The following is a 14149-nucleotide window of genomic DNA, read 5'->3' as shown; positions in this document are numbered from 1 at the left end:
CCGGCGTGGCAGGTCCTGCCCCTGCGCCCCCCGGGTCAGAAGCCCGGTGCTCTGCTGCTGAGCTACACGCCGTCGCGTGGGCAACAGTACGAGCCCGGCGATCGCGGCCGCAACGGGATTGGACAGGCGCAGTGGGATCGGACGGGCAGGTCCTACCGGTCGTGCCGGGAGCGCGCCTGCTCGTTCTCCTCCATGATCGGATCCACGGCGGCGTGCTGGTCGTCGTCGAAGGCGCGGGTGTCGCGCGGTTCCACGTACGGCTCGCGCTTCTCGGGGATGCCGGCGGCGATGGCCCGGCCGCGCTCCAGCTCCGCGTTCAGCTCGGCGCCCAGCAGGATGGCGATATTGGTGATCCACAGCCAGACCAGGAAGATGATCACACCGGCCAGGCTGCCGTAGGTCTTGTTGTACGAGGCGAAGTTCGCGACGTACAGCGCGAAGCCCGCCGACGCGATCAGCCACAGCAGGATCGCCAGCAGCCCGCCCGGCGTCACCCACCGGTACCCGTGCTTGGCATTGGGCGACGCCCAGTACAGCAGCGAGATCAGGAAGGCGGCCACCAGCAGCAGGACGGGCCACTTCGCGATGTTCCAGACGGTGACCGCCTGCGACCCCAGGCCGAGCAGGTCACCGGCCTTCTGGGCCAGCGGCCCAGACACCACGACGGCGATCGCCGACACCGCCAGCAGGACCAGCGTGACCAGGGTGACCGCGACCCGGATCGGCAGCGTCTTCCAGATCGGCCGGCCCTCCGGAACGTCGTAGATGACGTTCGAGGCGCGCATGAAGCCCGCGACGTAGCCGGAGGCCGACCACAGGGCCGTGGCCAGACCGATCAGCGCGACCACGCCCGCGCCGCCGCCACTGCCCTGCAACTCCTTGAGCACGTTCACGAGCACGTCCCGGACCGCGCCCGGCGCCAGCCCGCCCAGGTTGTCGATCAGCGACTGCGTCGCCGACCGCCCGGCCAGGCCGACCAGCGACACGACCACCAGCATCGCCGGGAAGATCGACAACACCCCGTAGTAGGTCAGGGCCGCGGCCCGGTCGGTCAGGTCGTCGCGCTTGAACTCGCGGACGGTGCGCTTGAGCGCGTCCCGCCACGAGGTCCCCGGCATGTCCGTGGGGCCCTCGAAGCGGCTCGGCGTGCCGGCCTTCGTGCTCATCCGGGTCTCCTGGCGTCGGTCGTCGGGTCGGTCCTCGTCGCCGGATCAGTCCTCGTCGCCGGGCCAGCGGCCGGTCGCCCTGGCCACGCTCCGCGCGGTGGCCCGGTGGGTGGCGGCCTTGACCAGGCCGAAGATCGCGCCCTGCAGCATGGCGGCGACCAGGATCTCCCGCCAGGTGCGCTCGAAGTCGTCGGCGTCCGGGGCGTCCTCCTCCCCGGCGACCAGCTTCCAGACCTGCTTGAAGATGGCCCCCGCCAGCACACCGCCGAGCACACTGATCAGCAGCGAGAGCGGCTTGAACAGCAGCTTCATCCGCGCCCCGCCTTCATCCCGCCCATGCCCTTCGCCTTGGCCGCCTTACCCTTCGCCTTGGCCATGTCCTTCATCCGGCTGATGTCCTTCGCCTTGGCCATGCCCTTGTCCTGGCCCATGCCCTTCGGCTTGCCCAGTCCCTTCGACATGCCCATGCCCCTCGCCTTGGCCATGTCCTTCATCCGGCTCATGTCCTTGGCCTTGCCGGTGCCGCTCGCCTGTCCCATGCCCTTCATCGGGCCCATGCCCGTCCGCGAGCCCATGCCCGTCCGGGAGCCCGTGCCCATGCGGGAGCGCATGCCGATCCCGGCGCGCTGCCGCATCGTCGGCCGCGCCGCCCGGCGCATCCTGGCCATCGGCTTCGGGGACCGGCCGTTGCGCAGCATCGCCGGCCGCATCCGCATCGGCCGCCGGGACCGCCCGTTCCGGAGCATCATCGGACGGCGGCGGGCGCGGCGCCGGCGGCGCAGCAGCATGTAGGCGAACAGCGCGCCCGCCACCCCGGCCGTGACGGCGCCGCCGCGGCGCGCCATCGCGGACGTGTCCTGCGATCGTGCGGTCTCGCGGGCCTGCCGGGCCGTCTCCTCGCGCTTGGTCCGCGCCTGCTGCGCCATCGTCTTGGTACGGGTCGAGACGTTCGCCTTCATCCGGTCGGCGGTGTCCTTGGCCCGGGCCTTGACATCGGCCTTGGCGGCGAGCGCCTCCACCGTGTCGCCCAGTTCCCGGCGGGTCTGCTCGATCTCCTCGCGCAGCTCCTCCGTCCCCTCCGGGGCGTCATGGCCGTGCGTCCCCTGGGAGTCGTGCGTTTCCCGGGAGCTCTGCTTTCCGTGCTGGGAGTCGTGCGTTCCCCGCGGGTCGCCGTGACCCGTGGCGGTACCAGGTGCGGCCGCGTGGCGCGGTTGGCTCGTCATCGATGTGCCCTTCCCTTGATCTCAGCGACGTCCTGCCGGGTGCTGTCCATGGCCCCCTCGGGCACCGGCGGTACGGCGCGCTTGGTCTGGCCCCGGCCCATCAGCGCGAGCACGCCGGCGATCGCCAGCAGCACCACGCCCACGATGAGCGCCGACACCCAGACCGGCATCGCCAGCGCCAGCAGCGCGATCACGCACGCCACCAGCGCTCCGGCCCCGAACAGGGCCACCAGGCCGGCGGCGCCGAACAGCCCGGCTCCCGTACCGGCGTGCTTGCCCTTGTCCTTGAGCTCGGCCACCGCCAGCCGCAGTTCCGCCCGGACCAGGTCCGAGAGCTGCTGCGTGGCGCGCGAGACCAGCTCGCCGATGCCCTGCTCGTCCCCGTGCTCGCGCCCGTGCCCGGGCTCGCGCGTGCCGCGCTGCTCATGCTCGCGGGCGCCGTGCGGCTGGGTGGGTATGGCGGCGTACGCGCCACCGCGCCGGGCGTCGGACTCCGCCGTGCCGGATTCTGTCCTGCCGCTCTCCGGCGGCCGTACCGTGCTCATGAAATGAGCCCCTTCCATGGTGTTGACCGAGGTCGGCGCGTGCTACGGGACCTGGAACCCCCCGTTCCCCCACACCCCGCCCTAAACGCGTACGGCACCCGTTAGGCCGGGTTTGAAGACTTCTTGAAAAAGCGTGCAACCCCCCTCACCCTCCGTGCGTATGTGTCGGGCACAGGAGGGCTGCGGACCGACCTGCGGGCTTGAACCGCGGGCGAGCCGCAGGGAGAAAGGGCGCTGATGAGGACACCGGGTCGGAGACTCATGACGGGCACCGTGGCCATGGCGGCCACGGCCGTGCTCGTGGTCGGCTGCGGCGGGAAGGAGGACGGGTCGGCGGCGCCCGGCGCTCCGGCGAACGCCGCCACCGGGAAGCTGCCCCAGGCGACCACGTACACCACGCTCAAGGGCCTGCCGGAGGACAAGGAACCGTTCGGCAAGAACACCGGAACGGTGGTCCGCCCCAAGGCGCCGCTACCGGTGTCGGCCCTGCCGGGCGGGGCCGCGGTGGCGACGCTGCCGGACAAGCAGCTCGGCGGGCCCACCTGGGTCCCCGTGGTGGAGTCCAGGCCCGGCTGGCACCGGGTCCTGCTCCCGAGCCGTCCCAACCGGGTCACCGGCTGGATCCCCGGCGCGCCCGGCCAGGTGGAGACCGCGCGAAGCTCCTACCTGGTCAAGGTCGACGTCGGCGACCGCCGCCTCACCCTGCTCGACAAGGGCCGCAAGGTCGGTTCCTGGACCGTCGCGGTGGGCGAGGGCAAGACGCCCACCCCCACCGGGCGGACCTTCCTGCTCGCCCTGCTGAAGCCGTCCAAGCCGACCTACAGCCCGCTCATCCTGCCGGTCGGTGCCCACTCGGAGACCCTGGAGACCTACGGCGGCGGTCCCGGCACCGTCGCGTTCCACGGGTGGCCCAGCAAGGACGTCTTCGGCAAGGCCGTCACGCACGGGTGCATCCGCGTCCCCGCCGACGCGCTGGCCCGGCTGTCCAAAGCCCCGCTCGGCACGCCCGTCGACATCGTCGGCTGACGACCTGACACCGACGGTCGCGTGTCCCCTTCCCCCCATCGATTCACCCCGTACAAGGAGAGCACCATGCGTTTGAAGCACCTGACCAAGGCCGCCGCGGTCGCGGGCGCCGTCGCCATGCCGCTGGCGCTGGCCGTGCCGTCCGCCGGTGCCGCCACCCCCGCCCCGGCGGGCTCGGCGTTCGCGCTGTCGGCCACCGGGCCGGTCGCGATCCCGGCGACCCCGTCGGTCACCTCGGCCGCCGTCAAGCCGGAGCGCAAGAGCGTCGCCGAACTGCCGGCCAACCCGGTCGTCAAGGCGAGCGTGCTGAACGCCGCGGCCTGGGCCGGGCACGCCCGCGCCTCGGTGGCCGACCTCGCCATCCCCAGGGCGCAGCTGCGGGCGAGCGCGGTCGCCGCCCGGTGTGACCAGGGCAACGGCGGATCGCATCTGGTCAAGCTGACGGTGAACGGCCGCATGATCAAGGCGGCGGCCAAGCCCAACAGCGGCGTGACGGTGCAGCTGGACGGGCTGGGCACGGTCTCGCTGGTGCTGAACAAGCAGAGCCGCACGCCGGACGGCCGGCTCACCGTCACCGCGATCGAACTGTCGCTGCCGCTCGGGGCAGGCAAGACCGAGACGATCCGCATCGCGTCCGCCACCTGCGGCCGCGCCCCGGGCAAGCCGTCCGAGCCGAGCAAGCCGGGGAACCCGAAGCCGTCGCCGTCCGCCCCGACGACGGCGCCGCCGACCCAGGTCGCCCCGGCGCCGACCCCGGTGACCGGTGACCTGCCCGTGACCGGCTGACCGGCTGATCCGCTGACCGGCTGACTGCAGAGCCCGGCGAAGGGCCCGTACCGCTTCTCGTCTTCTAGGAGCGGCACGGGCCCTTTCGGCTGGACGGCCGCCTGGCCGCGTTCTCCGAATGTAGACGGCGCCTCCCCATCTATTAGGCTTGCGCGACCATTCACCCTGCACGTTCCCCCCGTTCTGGAGGCCGCCTCATGGCCGCACCGTCCGACGACGCCCAGGGACCCCTCCCGCCTCAGCCCGCCCCGGGCGACAAGAGCTCGGGAGTCCGCGAGGTCAAGTCGGCGGCGCGGACGCTGGAGCTGCTGGAACTCCTCGCATCCCGGCAGAACCGCCCGGCCCGGCTGCGCGAGCTGACCGAGGCGCTCGGCGTACCGCGCAGCAGCCTGTACGCGCTGCTGCGCACGCTCACCAAGCACGGCTGGGTCCGTACCGACGCCTCCGGGACGATGTACGGGATCGGCATCCGGGCGCTGCTGGTCGGCACCAGCTACCTGGACACCGACCCGCACCTGCGGATCGTCAAGCCGGTGCTGGACGAGCTGGGCGAGAAGCTGGACGAGACCTTCCACTTCGGCCGGCTGGACGGCTTCGACGTCGTCTACCTGGCGACCCGGGAGTCCAGCCAGTACCTGCGCCCGTACAGCCGGGTCGGGCGGCGGCTGCCCGCCTACTGCACGGCGCTCGGCAAGGCGCTGCTCGCCGAGCGGCACGGGACGGAACTGGACCGGCACGTACCGGAGGAGCTGGCCCCCTCGACCCCGCACACGATCACCGGCCGGGACGCGCTCGCGGCCGATCTGGACCGCACCCGCGAGCGCGGCCATGCCGTCGACATCGAGGAGAACAGCCTCGGGCTGCACTGCTTCGGGTTCGCGCTGCGGTACGCGCCGGAGGGACGGCCCGCGCGGGACGCGATCAGCTGCTCGGTCCCGCTGGCCCGGCTCACCCCGGACCGGGAGGCCGAGATCGTCACGGCGATGCGGGAGGCGCGGGCGCGGATCGAGCGCGGCGCGCCACCGATCACCGAGGACATGTGGGTCTGACCGGGCCGCGTCCGATGCGCCGATCACGTCTACCCCACGGGGCGATCGTCTACATATAAAAACATGGTCTGCTAGCGTAGCCGGGCATTCGTCCCACCGGCGACGTGAGGTGCCCTTCCATGACTCCGTCCTCCAGCCAGCGCATCGCCGACATCACGATCACCCCGGTCGCGTTCCGGGACCTTCCGCTGCTCAACACCGTCGGCGTGCACGAGCCGTACGCGATCCGGGCGATCGTCGAGGTCCGGACCGCGGACGGGCTGACCGGACTGGGCGAGACCTACGCTGACACCGCGCATCTGGCCCGGCTCCGGCGCGCGGCAGCCGGGCTCGCGGGCCTGGACGTCTGGGACGTCAACGAGCTCACCCGGCGGGTCAAGGCGAGCCTGGCCGGCGACACCGGGACCGGCGGCCACGGGATGGCCGGCATGGTCACCAACAGCAGCACCGCCGACGCCGTCCTGTCCCCCTTCGAGGTGGCCTGCCTGGACGTCCAGGGGCAGGCCGCCGGGCTGCCGGTGAGCGCGCTGCTGGGCGGCGCCGTGCGCGACCGCGTCGACTATTCGGCCTACCTCTTCTACAAGTGGGACGCGCACCCCGGCCGGGAACCCGACGCCTGGGGCGCGGCGCTCGATCCGGACGGGATCGTCGCCCAGGCCCGGCGGATGATCGACCTGTACGGCTTCACCGCGATCAAGCTCAAGGGCGGGGTGTTCCCGCCCGAGGAGGAGATCGCGGCGATCCGGGCGCTGCGCGGCGCGTTCCCCGATCACCCGCTGCGCATCGACCCCAACGGCGCCTGGACGGTCGAGACCTCGGTCCGGGTCGGGCGCGAGCTGGACGGGATCATCGAGTACCTGGAGGACCCCACCGAGGGCATCGCGGGGATGGCCGAGGTGGCGCGGCGGGTCCCGATGCCGCTGGCCACCAACATGTGCGTGGTGGGCTTCGCCGACATCGAGCCGGCCGTACGGCGGGACGCGGTGGGCGTGGTGCTCTCCGACCATCACTTCTGGGGCGGCCTCGGACGGTCCCGGCTGCTGGCGGGCATCTGCGAGACGTTCGGGCTCGGCCTGTCAATGCACTCCAACTCCCACCTCGGCATCAGCCTGGCCGCCATGACGCACCTGGCCGCCGCCTCCCCCGGCCTCACCTACGCCTGCGACACGCACTGGCCGTGGAAGGACGCGGACGAGGACGTGATCGTGCCGGGCGCCCTCACGTTCGAGAACGGGGCCCTCGCCGTACCGACGGCGCCCGGGCTCGGTGTCACCCTGGACCGCGACAGGCTGGCCCGCCTGCACGAGCAGTACGTGGAGTGCGGCATCCGCGACCGCGACGACACCGGCTACATGCGGAGCGTGGACCCCTCGTACGAGCTGAGGAAGCCGCGCTGGTGACGGCGGTACGCGAGCCCCTGCGGGTGCTGGTCACCGATCCGATCATCAGCCGGTTCGCGGACGTCCTGGCGGCAGGCGGCGAACACGAGATCGCGCTCGGCGCCGGCTGGACGGACGAGGAGATCGTCGCCGCGCTGCCGGGCACCGACGTGCTGGTCTGCTCGCGGATGACCGAGCCGATGGCCCGCGCGGGGACCCGGCTGCGGCTGGTGCAGTGCACCGGCGCCGGGTACGAGCGCCTCGCGATCGGCGCGCTCGCGCCCGGGACGGCCGTGGCCAACACGTTCCACCACGGCCGTTCGATCGCCGAACACGTGCTGATGGTCGCGCTGATGCTGTCGCGGCAGGTGCGGCGCAAGGACCGGCTCGTGCGGCAGGGCATCTGGGAGTCGGTAAGCGCCGACCCCGGACTCCCCCTCGGGGAATCGCTGGCGGGCCGTACGCTCGGGCTTCTCGGCCTCGGCGAGACCGGACGGCAGGTGGCCCGGCTGGCGTCGGCGTTCGGGATGCGGGTCGATGCCGTACGGCGCGATCCGGGCGCCCCGCTGGAGGACGGACTCGTGCTCGACCGGGTCAGGCCGCCCGGCGAGCTGCATGGACTCCTCGCGGACGCCGACATCGTCGTGGTGACCGTCCCGCTGGACGAGCGCACCCGCGGCATGATCGGCGCCGCGGAGCTGGCGCGGATGCGGCCCGCCGCCCTCCTGATCAACGTCGCCCGAGGCCCCGTCGTGGACGAGCGCGCGCTCTACGAGGCGCTCGCCGAGGGCCGCATCGGCGGGGCCGGGATCGACGTGTGGTGGCCCGCTCCCGGCGTGTCCGGACGGGGCGGCGCGACGATGCCGTTCGAGGAGCTGGACAACGTGGTGCTCACGCCGCACAACTCCGGCCACACGCGCGAGACGTTCGAGAACCGCGCCCGCGACATCGCCGCGAACCTCGCGGCCCTCGCCGAGGGCCGCGAACTCCGCAACATCGTCAGCGCCTAGGAGGACTGGCCGGCCACCGCCGGTTCCAGCGGGAAGTGGCAGGCGGCCTGGTGGGCGGGGTCGTCGCCGTCCGGGCCCTCCGGGACGGTCTGCGCGCAGGTGTCGCGCGCCTGCCAGCAGCGGGTACGGAAGCGGCAGCCGGACGGCGGGTCCAGCGGCGACGGCACCTCGCCCTCCAGCAGGATCCGTTCGCCGCGCTCGCGGTCCCCGGGCCGGCCCAGTTCCGGCACGGCCGACAGCAGGGCGGCGGTGTACGGATGGCGCGGCGTCCCGAAGACCTCCTCGGCCGTCCCGGACTCGACGATCCGGCCGAGGTACATCACCGCGACCCGGTCGGCGACATGCCGGACCACCGAAAGGTCATGCGAGATGAACACGTACGACACGCCGAGCTCGCGCTGCAGCTCGTTCAGCAGGTTGAGGACCTGGGCCTGCACCGACAGGTCCAGTGCCGAGACCGGCTCGTCGCAGACGATCACCTCGGGATCGAGCGCGAGCGCGCGGGCGATGCCGATCCGCTGGCGCTGACCGCCGGAGAACTCCTGCGGGTACCGGCCGGCGTCGCCCGCGCGCAGCCCGACCAGGTCGAGCAGCTCCCGGACGCGGGCCTGCCGGTCCCGGCGCGAGGGCAGCAGATCGCGGTGCGTCCGCCACGGCTCGGCGATGATCTCGGCCGCCGTCATCCGGGGGTTGAGCGAGGCGAACGGGTCCTGGAACACCATCTGGACGCGGCGCCGCCAGGCCAGCAGCTCCTTGCCCGCCAGGCCGAACGGGTCGGTGCCGTCGAAGCGCAGCGTGCCGCCGTCCGGACGGTCCAGCATGAGCAGGACGCGCGCCAGCGTGGACTTGCCGCAGCCGGACTCGCCGACCAGACCCAGCGTCTCGCCGCGCTCGAGGGTGAGGTCGACGCCGTCCAGCGCGTGCAGCCGGTCCTTGCCGGCCTTGTTCTTCTTCACCCGGAACGTCTTGGTGATGCCGCGCGCCTCGATCACCGGGGCCCGGGACGCCTCGCCGGCGGGTGCGACTTCGGTTCCTTCAGGCGCTGTTCCTTCAGGCGCTGTTCCTTCAAGCACGGGCCGGCTCCTTCGCGAAGTGGCAGGCGGCGGCGCGGCCGGGCGCGACGCCGGCCGGCTCGGGACGTTCGGTACGGCACAGGTCCTCGACCATCGGGCAGCGGGCCTGGAACGCGCAGCCGGCCGGAACGGCGTGCAGTTCCGGTGGCCCGCCCTTGATCGAGTGCAGCTCCTCGCCCCGCCCGACCCGGGCGGGGACGGACTCCAGCAGCCCGCGCGTGTACGGGTGGCGCGGATCGGCGAAGACCTCGGCGACCGGGCCGGTCTCCACGATCCGGCCCGCGTACATCACCGCGACCCGGTCGGCGTGCTCGGCGACCACGGCCAGATCGTGGGTGATCAGCACGATCGCCATCCTCCGCTCGGTGCGCAGCTCCCGCAGCAGCTCCATGATCTGGGCCTGGACGGTCACGTCCAGCGCGGTCGTGGGCTCGTCGGCCAGCAGCACCTCCGGGTCCAGCGCGACCGCCATCGCGATCAGCAGCCGCTGCCGCATGCCGCCGGAGAACTGGTGCGGGTACGCCGACAGCCGGGAGTCCGGATCCGGGATGCCGACCCGTTCCATCAGCTCCGCGGCCTTGCCCGCCGCCGCGCGCCGCGACATCCCGCGGTGGATCCGGAACGGCTCGGCGAGCTGGGCGCCGACCGTCTGGACCGGGTTGAGCGCGGTGAGCGCGTCCTGGAAGACGATCGACAGGCGGGGTCCGGCGACCTTGCGGCGGGCGGCGCGGTCCATCGTCAGCAGCTCGTCGCCGTTGAGCCGTACCGACCCTCCGGCCACGCTCGCGACCGGGTCCAGCAGCCCGGCGACGGCCTGCGCGGTCATGCTCTTGCCGCAGCCGGACTCGCCCAGGAGGGCGAGGGTCTGGCCGGATCGTACGGAGAAGTCGGCCTGGTCGACGGCGCGGACCGTACCGTGCTGGGTGCGCAGGTCGACGGACAGGTCCTCGACCTTGAGCGCGACCGGCCCGTTCTCGTCCGGCCCGTTCTCGGTCGCCTCGTTCGTGTCCGCCTCGTTCGGCTCGTTCTCGCTCGGGCTCACTGGTGCACCTCCGGAAGGGCGGACGCGGTACGGGCGCCGCGGCGGCCGCGCGGGAGCGCCAGCCGCCACCGCTGCGCCGGGTCGGTGGCCAGCCGGAACCAGGCGGCCAGCAGGGTCGCCGACACCGTGGTGATGACGATCGCCAGGCCCGGGAAGACGGCCGTCCACCAGGCGGTCTGCAGGTACTGGCGGCCCTGCGCCACCATCAGCCCCCAGCTGACGTCGGGCGGCTGGATGCCGATGCCGAGGAAGCTCAGCGAGGACTCGGCCAGCATCACGAAGCAGAAGTCGACCGTGGCCACGGTCACCAGGGTGGGCGCCACCACCGGCGCGATGTGCCGGACGATGACGGCGTTGCCGCCGGTACCGAACGTGCGCGCCGCGTCCACGAACAGCCGGCCGCGCAGCTCGGCCGACTCGGCCCGGGCCGTCCGCAGGTAGACCGGGATCCGGGCGACGGCCAGCACCGCCACGATGTTGGCCGCGCTGGGCGAGAAGATGAACAGCACGACCACCGCGAGCAGCAGCGAGGGGAAGCTGAGGATGATGTCGGCGATCCGCATCGACACGTTCTCCCGCCACCCCCGGTGGTAGCCGGCCCACATCCCCCAGGCGCCGCCGATGAGCAGCGAGATCAGCACCGCCGGGACCGCGATCGACAGCGTGGTGCCGCCGGCGGTGATCAGCCGGGCCAGCACGCTGCGGCCGAGCGCGTCGCTGCCGAGCAGGAACTCCCAGCCGTGCTCCAGCTGGAACGGCGGGGTGTTGGTGGCACGCAGGTTCTGCCGGGTGTCCAGGTCGCCGAGCAGTACGCGGCCGACGGTCGTGGCCAGCACCACCAGCAGGAGCACCAGGGCGGCCACCGTGGCCACCCGGTCCCGCAGCAGCAGCCGCCACCAGGGGACCTTGCTCTGCTTGACGACCGGTTCCGGCTTTGCGGCGGCTGCCGTGCCTTCTTCGGGTGTGGTGCTCTCTTCGGATGCCGTGCTTTCTTCGGATGCCGGGCCTGCTTCAGGCGTCACCGAGGTTCCCTTCGTCTCTCCGGAACGCGTCATGCCGGCACCGCCTCCCGGACCCGGACGTCGAGCAGGGCATGGCACAGGTCGACGAGGATGTTCAGAGCGAAGATCGTCACCGCGGTGACGAGCACCGCCGCCTGGAGCACCGCGAAGTCGCGCTGCAGGATCGAGTCGATCATCAGCTTGCCGATGCCGGGCCAGCCGAAGATCGTCTCGACCACCACGGCGCCGTTCACCAGTCCCACGGCCAGGTCGCCGGCCACGGTGAGCACGGGCGGCGCGGCGTTGCGCAGGGCATGCCCGAAGACGATCCGCGGCTCGCTCGCCCCCTTGCTGCGCGCGACCTTCACGTACGGGGCCGACAGGGCCGACACCATCGCGCCCCGGACCACCTGCACCAGCACGCCGAACGGCCGGATCAGCAGCGTGAGCAGGGGAAGCACCCACACCTCGGGGCCGCCGACGACGCCGGAGGTGGGCAGCCAGCCCAGCGTGACCGCGAAGACCAGCACGCCCATGATCGCGAACCAGAAGTCGGGCATGCTGGCGGCGGTCATCGACAGCAGGCCGGAGAGCCGGTCGGCGAGCGAGTTGGGCCGGTACGCCGCCCAGCTGCCGATCACGACGGCGCCGACGATGGCCAGCAGCATCGTCGCCCCGGCCAGCTGCAGCGTCGCGGGGAACGCGCGCAGCGCCATCCCGGCGGCGTCCTGCCCGGTACGGAGGGACACGCCGAAGTCGAGCGTGAACACCCCGCCGAGGTAGTCGAGCAGCTGCTGGAGCATCGGCCGGTCGAACCCGTTGCGCTCCATGAAGTCGGTGCGCATCTCCGCCGTCGCGCTCAGCGGAAGGTAGAGCTTGGCCGGGTCGCCGGTGAGCCGGGACAGGCAGAACACGCCCAGGATCACCACGACCAGGGGAACGGCGCTGGAGACGATCCGTCTCCGCACGAAGGTCAGCATTCCTGCTCCTTCTCGGGCTTCCGCACGTGCGGCCCCCTCATTTGGCCGGGCGGACGTCGGCGAGCCGCAGCTCGTCGGTGGTCGCGGAGTCGGGCTTGTAGCGGACGTTCGGGGAGATGCCGAGCAGCCCGCGCATGTGGGCGATGTGCGCGTACTGCACGACGTGATCGTTCTGGTGGCGGAGCACGGCGGCGAAGGCGCGCTCGCGCTCCGCGCCGGTCTTGCGCTCCGCCTCGTCGATCATGCGGTCCAGCTCGGGCGTCCCGAACCGGCTCTGCGGGCCGTCGCTCTTCAGGTACTGGCTGGTCGTGAATCCGGCGTCGCCCGCCTGGTTGCCGTGCATGATCAGCAGCAGCACCGGGCCGGCGTCGGGGACGAACGGGTGCAGCTGGTACTCCAGCTGCGCGGCGGTGTCCAGCATCTTGATCTTCACGTTCAGCCCGGCCTTGCCGAGCGCGTTCTGGATCACCTCGGCGGTCTCGGCCACCTTGGGGAACATCGCGTTCCTGGCGATCAGCGTGATCGGGGTGTCCACCGGTACCCCGGCGGCCTTGGCCTCGGCGACCAGCGCCCTGGCCCTGGCCATGTCGAACGGCCAGGCCTTGATCGCCGGATCGTGGCCGACCACGCCGTTCGCGACCAGCTGCCCGGCCGGCTCGCCCAGCTTCAGGAAGAGCGACTGGACGATGCCCTCCTTGTCGACGGCGTAGTTGATCGCGCGCCGGATCCGGACGTCGTTCAGCGGCACCTCGTTGCCGTTCATCCGCAGCGCGGTGGTCTCGTTGTTCGGGTACGCGACGCCGAGGTCGCCCGCGCCGTCCTCGGGGCCGAGCCCGGTGACGATCCCGGCCTCACCGCTGGTGATCATCGCGGCGCGGATGCTGTTCTCGGCGCGCCACACGTACCGGACGGCCTGGTAGGCGGGCCTGGTGCCCCAGTAGCCGCTGGAGCGCGCCAGGCTCAGGCTGATCCCGATGTCCCAGTCGGCGATCCGGTACGGACCGGTGCCGACCGGCTTGCGCACCTTGTTCTTCGTGTCGGTCCCGGTCGGGACGACCTCCAGGAACGACATCCGCAGCGGCAGGATCGGGTCCGGCTCCGCGGTGGTGACGGTCAGCGTCGAGGCGTCGGGCGCGGCCACCTTCAGCTCGCTGTCGGCGAACACGTAGCCGTCCACGTTGCAGCCGAGCTTGGAGCCGACGGCCCGTTCGATCGTGAACGCGGCGTCCTTCGCGTCGAAGGCCGTGCCGTCATGGAAGCGCACGCCGTCCCGCATGGTGAACGTCCAGGTGCGCCCGTCGTCGCCGACCTTCCATCCGGTCGCCAGCAGGGGCTTCAGCTCACCGGAGGTCGGGTCGCGCTCGATCAGCGGCTCGGTGATGTTGGAGCGCACCACGATGCCGGTCGCGGTCAGCGAGGACTCGCAGGGTTCCAGGGTGGGCGGCTCCTGCGGCAGCACGATCTGCAGCGCGCCGTTCGCGCCGCCGGACACCGCGTCGCTGTTGGCGACCGTGCATCCGGTGGCGGCGAGGGTCAGGGCCACGAGTACGGCGGGCACCGGGCGTGCCCGGCGTACGGGACGTACCGGCCGGACGGGTGCCCGGGGTCGGCGGCGGGGCGGGAATGCGGGCATGGCCTCTCCAGACAGGGCGTGTCGAGAGCGCGAGACGTGTGAGCGACCGAAGGCGCGGAGGCGGAGCCCAGCGCTGAGCACGGGCCCGGGAACGGGCCCGGGAGCGGGGCCTGAGCACGGGCCCGGCGCACGGGCCGGGATCGCATGGCCGGATCACACGGCCCGAATCACAAGGGATGGGAGAAGACGGTTGTCTACCGGGAGGAAATTCATCTCTATGGGTAGACGGGACCTTA

At 72.3% G+C, this 14149-nt stretch carries 14 protein-coding genes and 1 tRNA gene; 5 read left to right on the top strand and 10 right to left on the bottom strand.

The annotated features are described in order from the left end of the window. The 5 genes from ACH34Q_RS30675 to ACH34Q_RS30655 form a co-directional block, all read right to left on the bottom strand. Positions 1-72, bottom strand: a tRNA-Arg gene (locus tag ACH34Q_RS30675). Between the two features lie 80 nt (positions 73-152). Next, a complete protein-coding gene (locus ACH34Q_RS30670) occupies positions 153-1166 on the bottom strand; it encodes a YihY/virulence factor BrkB family protein (RefSeq protein WP_395986579.1) in 1014 nt (337 codons plus the stop codon). Between the two features lie 45 nt (positions 1167-1211). Further along, positions 1212-1478, bottom strand: a complete 267-nt coding sequence (locus ACH34Q_RS30665) for a DUF4235 domain-containing protein (protein WP_395986578.1) — start codon at positions 1476-1478, stop codon at positions 1212-1214. Next, a complete protein-coding gene (locus ACH34Q_RS30660) occupies positions 1475-2389 on the bottom strand; it encodes a DUF3618 domain-containing protein (protein WP_395986577.1) in 915 nt (304 codons plus the stop codon). The genes ACH34Q_RS30665 and ACH34Q_RS30660 overlap by 4 nt, the downstream gene beginning before the upstream one ends. After that, positions 2386-2934 (bottom strand): phage holin family protein, encoded by a 549-nt coding sequence (locus tag ACH34Q_RS30655; protein ID WP_395986576.1) that lies wholly within the window; start codon positions 2932-2934, stop codon positions 2386-2388. The genes ACH34Q_RS30660 and ACH34Q_RS30655 overlap by 4 nt, the downstream gene beginning before the upstream one ends. Before the next feature lie 261 nt (positions 2935-3195). Between ACH34Q_RS30655 and ACH34Q_RS30650 the strand changes: the two genes are divergently transcribed. The 5 genes from ACH34Q_RS30650 to ACH34Q_RS30630 all read left to right on the top strand — a co-directional run bounded on the left by ACH34Q_RS30650 (position 3196) and on the right by ACH34Q_RS30630 (position 8184). Next, positions 3196-3960, top strand: a complete 765-nt coding sequence (locus tag ACH34Q_RS30650; RefSeq protein ID WP_395986575.1) for a L,D-transpeptidase — start codon at positions 3196-3198, stop codon at positions 3958-3960. A gap of 66 nt (positions 3961-4026) precedes the next feature. Then, entirely contained in the window at positions 4027-4746 is a 720-nt protein-coding gene (locus ACH34Q_RS30645) for a choice-of-anchor P family protein (RefSeq protein WP_395986574.1), read from the top strand. Between the two features lie 197 nt (positions 4747-4943). Next, complete coding sequence (locus ACH34Q_RS30640; RefSeq protein WP_395986573.1) at positions 4944-5795, top strand: IclR family transcriptional regulator; 852 nt, start codon at positions 4944-4946, stop codon at positions 5793-5795. A 119-nt stretch (positions 5796-5914) separates the two neighbouring features. Beyond that, entirely contained in the window at positions 5915-7195 is a 1281-nt protein-coding gene (locus ACH34Q_RS30635; RefSeq protein ID WP_395986572.1) for a glucarate dehydratase family protein, read from the top strand. Continuing rightward, complete coding sequence (locus ACH34Q_RS30630) at positions 7192-8184, top strand: 2-hydroxyacid dehydrogenase (RefSeq protein ID WP_395986571.1); 993 nt, start codon at positions 7192-7194, stop codon at positions 8182-8184. Before ACH34Q_RS30635 ends, ACH34Q_RS30630 begins: the two co-directional genes overlap by 4 nt. Here ACH34Q_RS30630 and ACH34Q_RS30625 read toward each other — a convergent pair. The 5 genes from ACH34Q_RS30625 to ACH34Q_RS30605 are packed head-to-tail and all read right to left on the bottom strand — an operon-like array spanning position 8181 to position 13913. Further along, positions 8181-9257 carry an ABC transporter ATP-binding protein gene (locus ACH34Q_RS30625; RefSeq protein ID WP_395986570.1) on the bottom strand — a complete coding sequence of 359 codons (1077 nt, stop codon included), beginning with the start codon at positions 9255-9257 and terminating at the stop codon, positions 8181-8183. The two genes, ACH34Q_RS30630 and ACH34Q_RS30625, sit on opposite strands and share 4 nt — an antisense overlap. Then, the gene (locus ACH34Q_RS30620; RefSeq protein ID WP_395986569.1) at positions 9250-10299 is read right to left on the bottom strand and encodes an ABC transporter ATP-binding protein; all 1050 of its coding nucleotides are present in this window, start codon (positions 10297-10299) and stop codon (positions 9250-9252) included. Before ACH34Q_RS30620 ends, ACH34Q_RS30625 begins: the two co-directional genes overlap by 8 nt. Next, the gene (locus tag ACH34Q_RS30615; RefSeq protein WP_395986568.1) at positions 10296-11321 is read right to left on the bottom strand and encodes an ABC transporter permease; all 1026 of its coding nucleotides are present in this window, start codon (positions 11319-11321) and stop codon (positions 10296-10298) included. Before ACH34Q_RS30615 ends, ACH34Q_RS30620 begins: the two co-directional genes overlap by 4 nt. A 29-nt stretch (positions 11322-11350) precedes the next feature. Further along, entirely contained in the window at positions 11351-12280 is a 930-nt protein-coding gene (locus ACH34Q_RS30610; RefSeq protein ID WP_395986567.1) for an ABC transporter permease, read from the bottom strand. A gap of 37 nt (positions 12281-12317) precedes the next feature. Further along, positions 12318-13913, bottom strand: a complete 1596-nt coding sequence (locus ACH34Q_RS30605; RefSeq protein WP_395986566.1) for an ABC transporter substrate-binding protein — start codon at positions 13911-13913, stop codon at positions 12318-12320. Between the last annotated feature and the right edge of the window lie 236 nt (positions 13914-14149).

This window comes from Actinomadura sp. 9N407, assembly GCF_044326315.1.
In the GTDB taxonomy this organism is placed as follows: domain Bacteria; phylum Actinomycetota; class Actinomycetes; order Streptosporangiales; family Streptosporangiaceae; genus Spirillospora.
The sequence above is the reverse complement of the archived record's forward strand: the minus strand, read 5'-3'. Positions and strand labels throughout refer to the sequence as shown.

What these genes read in the sequence shown, in the direction of transcription:
- ACH34Q_RS30670 (WP_395986579.1), bottom strand. Translation starts at nt 1,166, where the DNA reads ATGAGCACGAAGGCCGGCACGCCGAGCCGCTTCGAGGGCCCCACGGAC.
- ACH34Q_RS30665 (WP_395986578.1), bottom strand. Translation starts at nt 1,478, where the DNA reads ATGAAGCTGCTGTTCAAGCCGCTCTCGCTGCTGATCAGTGTGCTCGGC.
- ACH34Q_RS30660 (WP_395986577.1), bottom strand. Translation starts at nt 2,389, where the DNA reads ATGACGAGCCAACCGCGCCACGCGGCCGCACCTGGTACCGCCACGGGT.
- ACH34Q_RS30655 (WP_395986576.1), bottom strand. Translation starts at nt 2,934, where the DNA reads ATGAGCACGGTACGGCCGCCGGAGAGCGGCAGGACAGAATCCGGCACG.
- ACH34Q_RS30650 (WP_395986575.1), top strand. Translation starts at nt 3,196, where the DNA reads ATGACGGGCACCGTGGCCATGGCGGCCACGGCCGTGCTCGTGGTCGGC.
- ACH34Q_RS30645 (WP_395986574.1), top strand. Translation starts at nt 4,027, where the DNA reads ATGCGTTTGAAGCACCTGACCAAGGCCGCCGCGGTCGCGGGCGCCGTC.
- ACH34Q_RS30640 (WP_395986573.1), top strand. Translation starts at nt 4,944, where the DNA reads ATGGCCGCACCGTCCGACGACGCCCAGGGACCCCTCCCGCCTCAGCCC.
- ACH34Q_RS30635 (WP_395986572.1), top strand. Translation starts at nt 5,915, where the DNA reads ATGACTCCGTCCTCCAGCCAGCGCATCGCCGACATCACGATCACCCCG.
- ACH34Q_RS30610 (WP_395986567.1), bottom strand. Translation starts at nt 12,280, where the DNA reads ATGCTGACCTTCGTGCGGAGACGGATCGTCTCCAGCGCCGTTCCCCTG.
- ACH34Q_RS30605 (WP_395986566.1), bottom strand. Translation starts at nt 13,913, where the DNA reads ATGCCCGCATTCCCGCCCCGCCGCCGACCCCGGGCACCCGTCCGGCCG.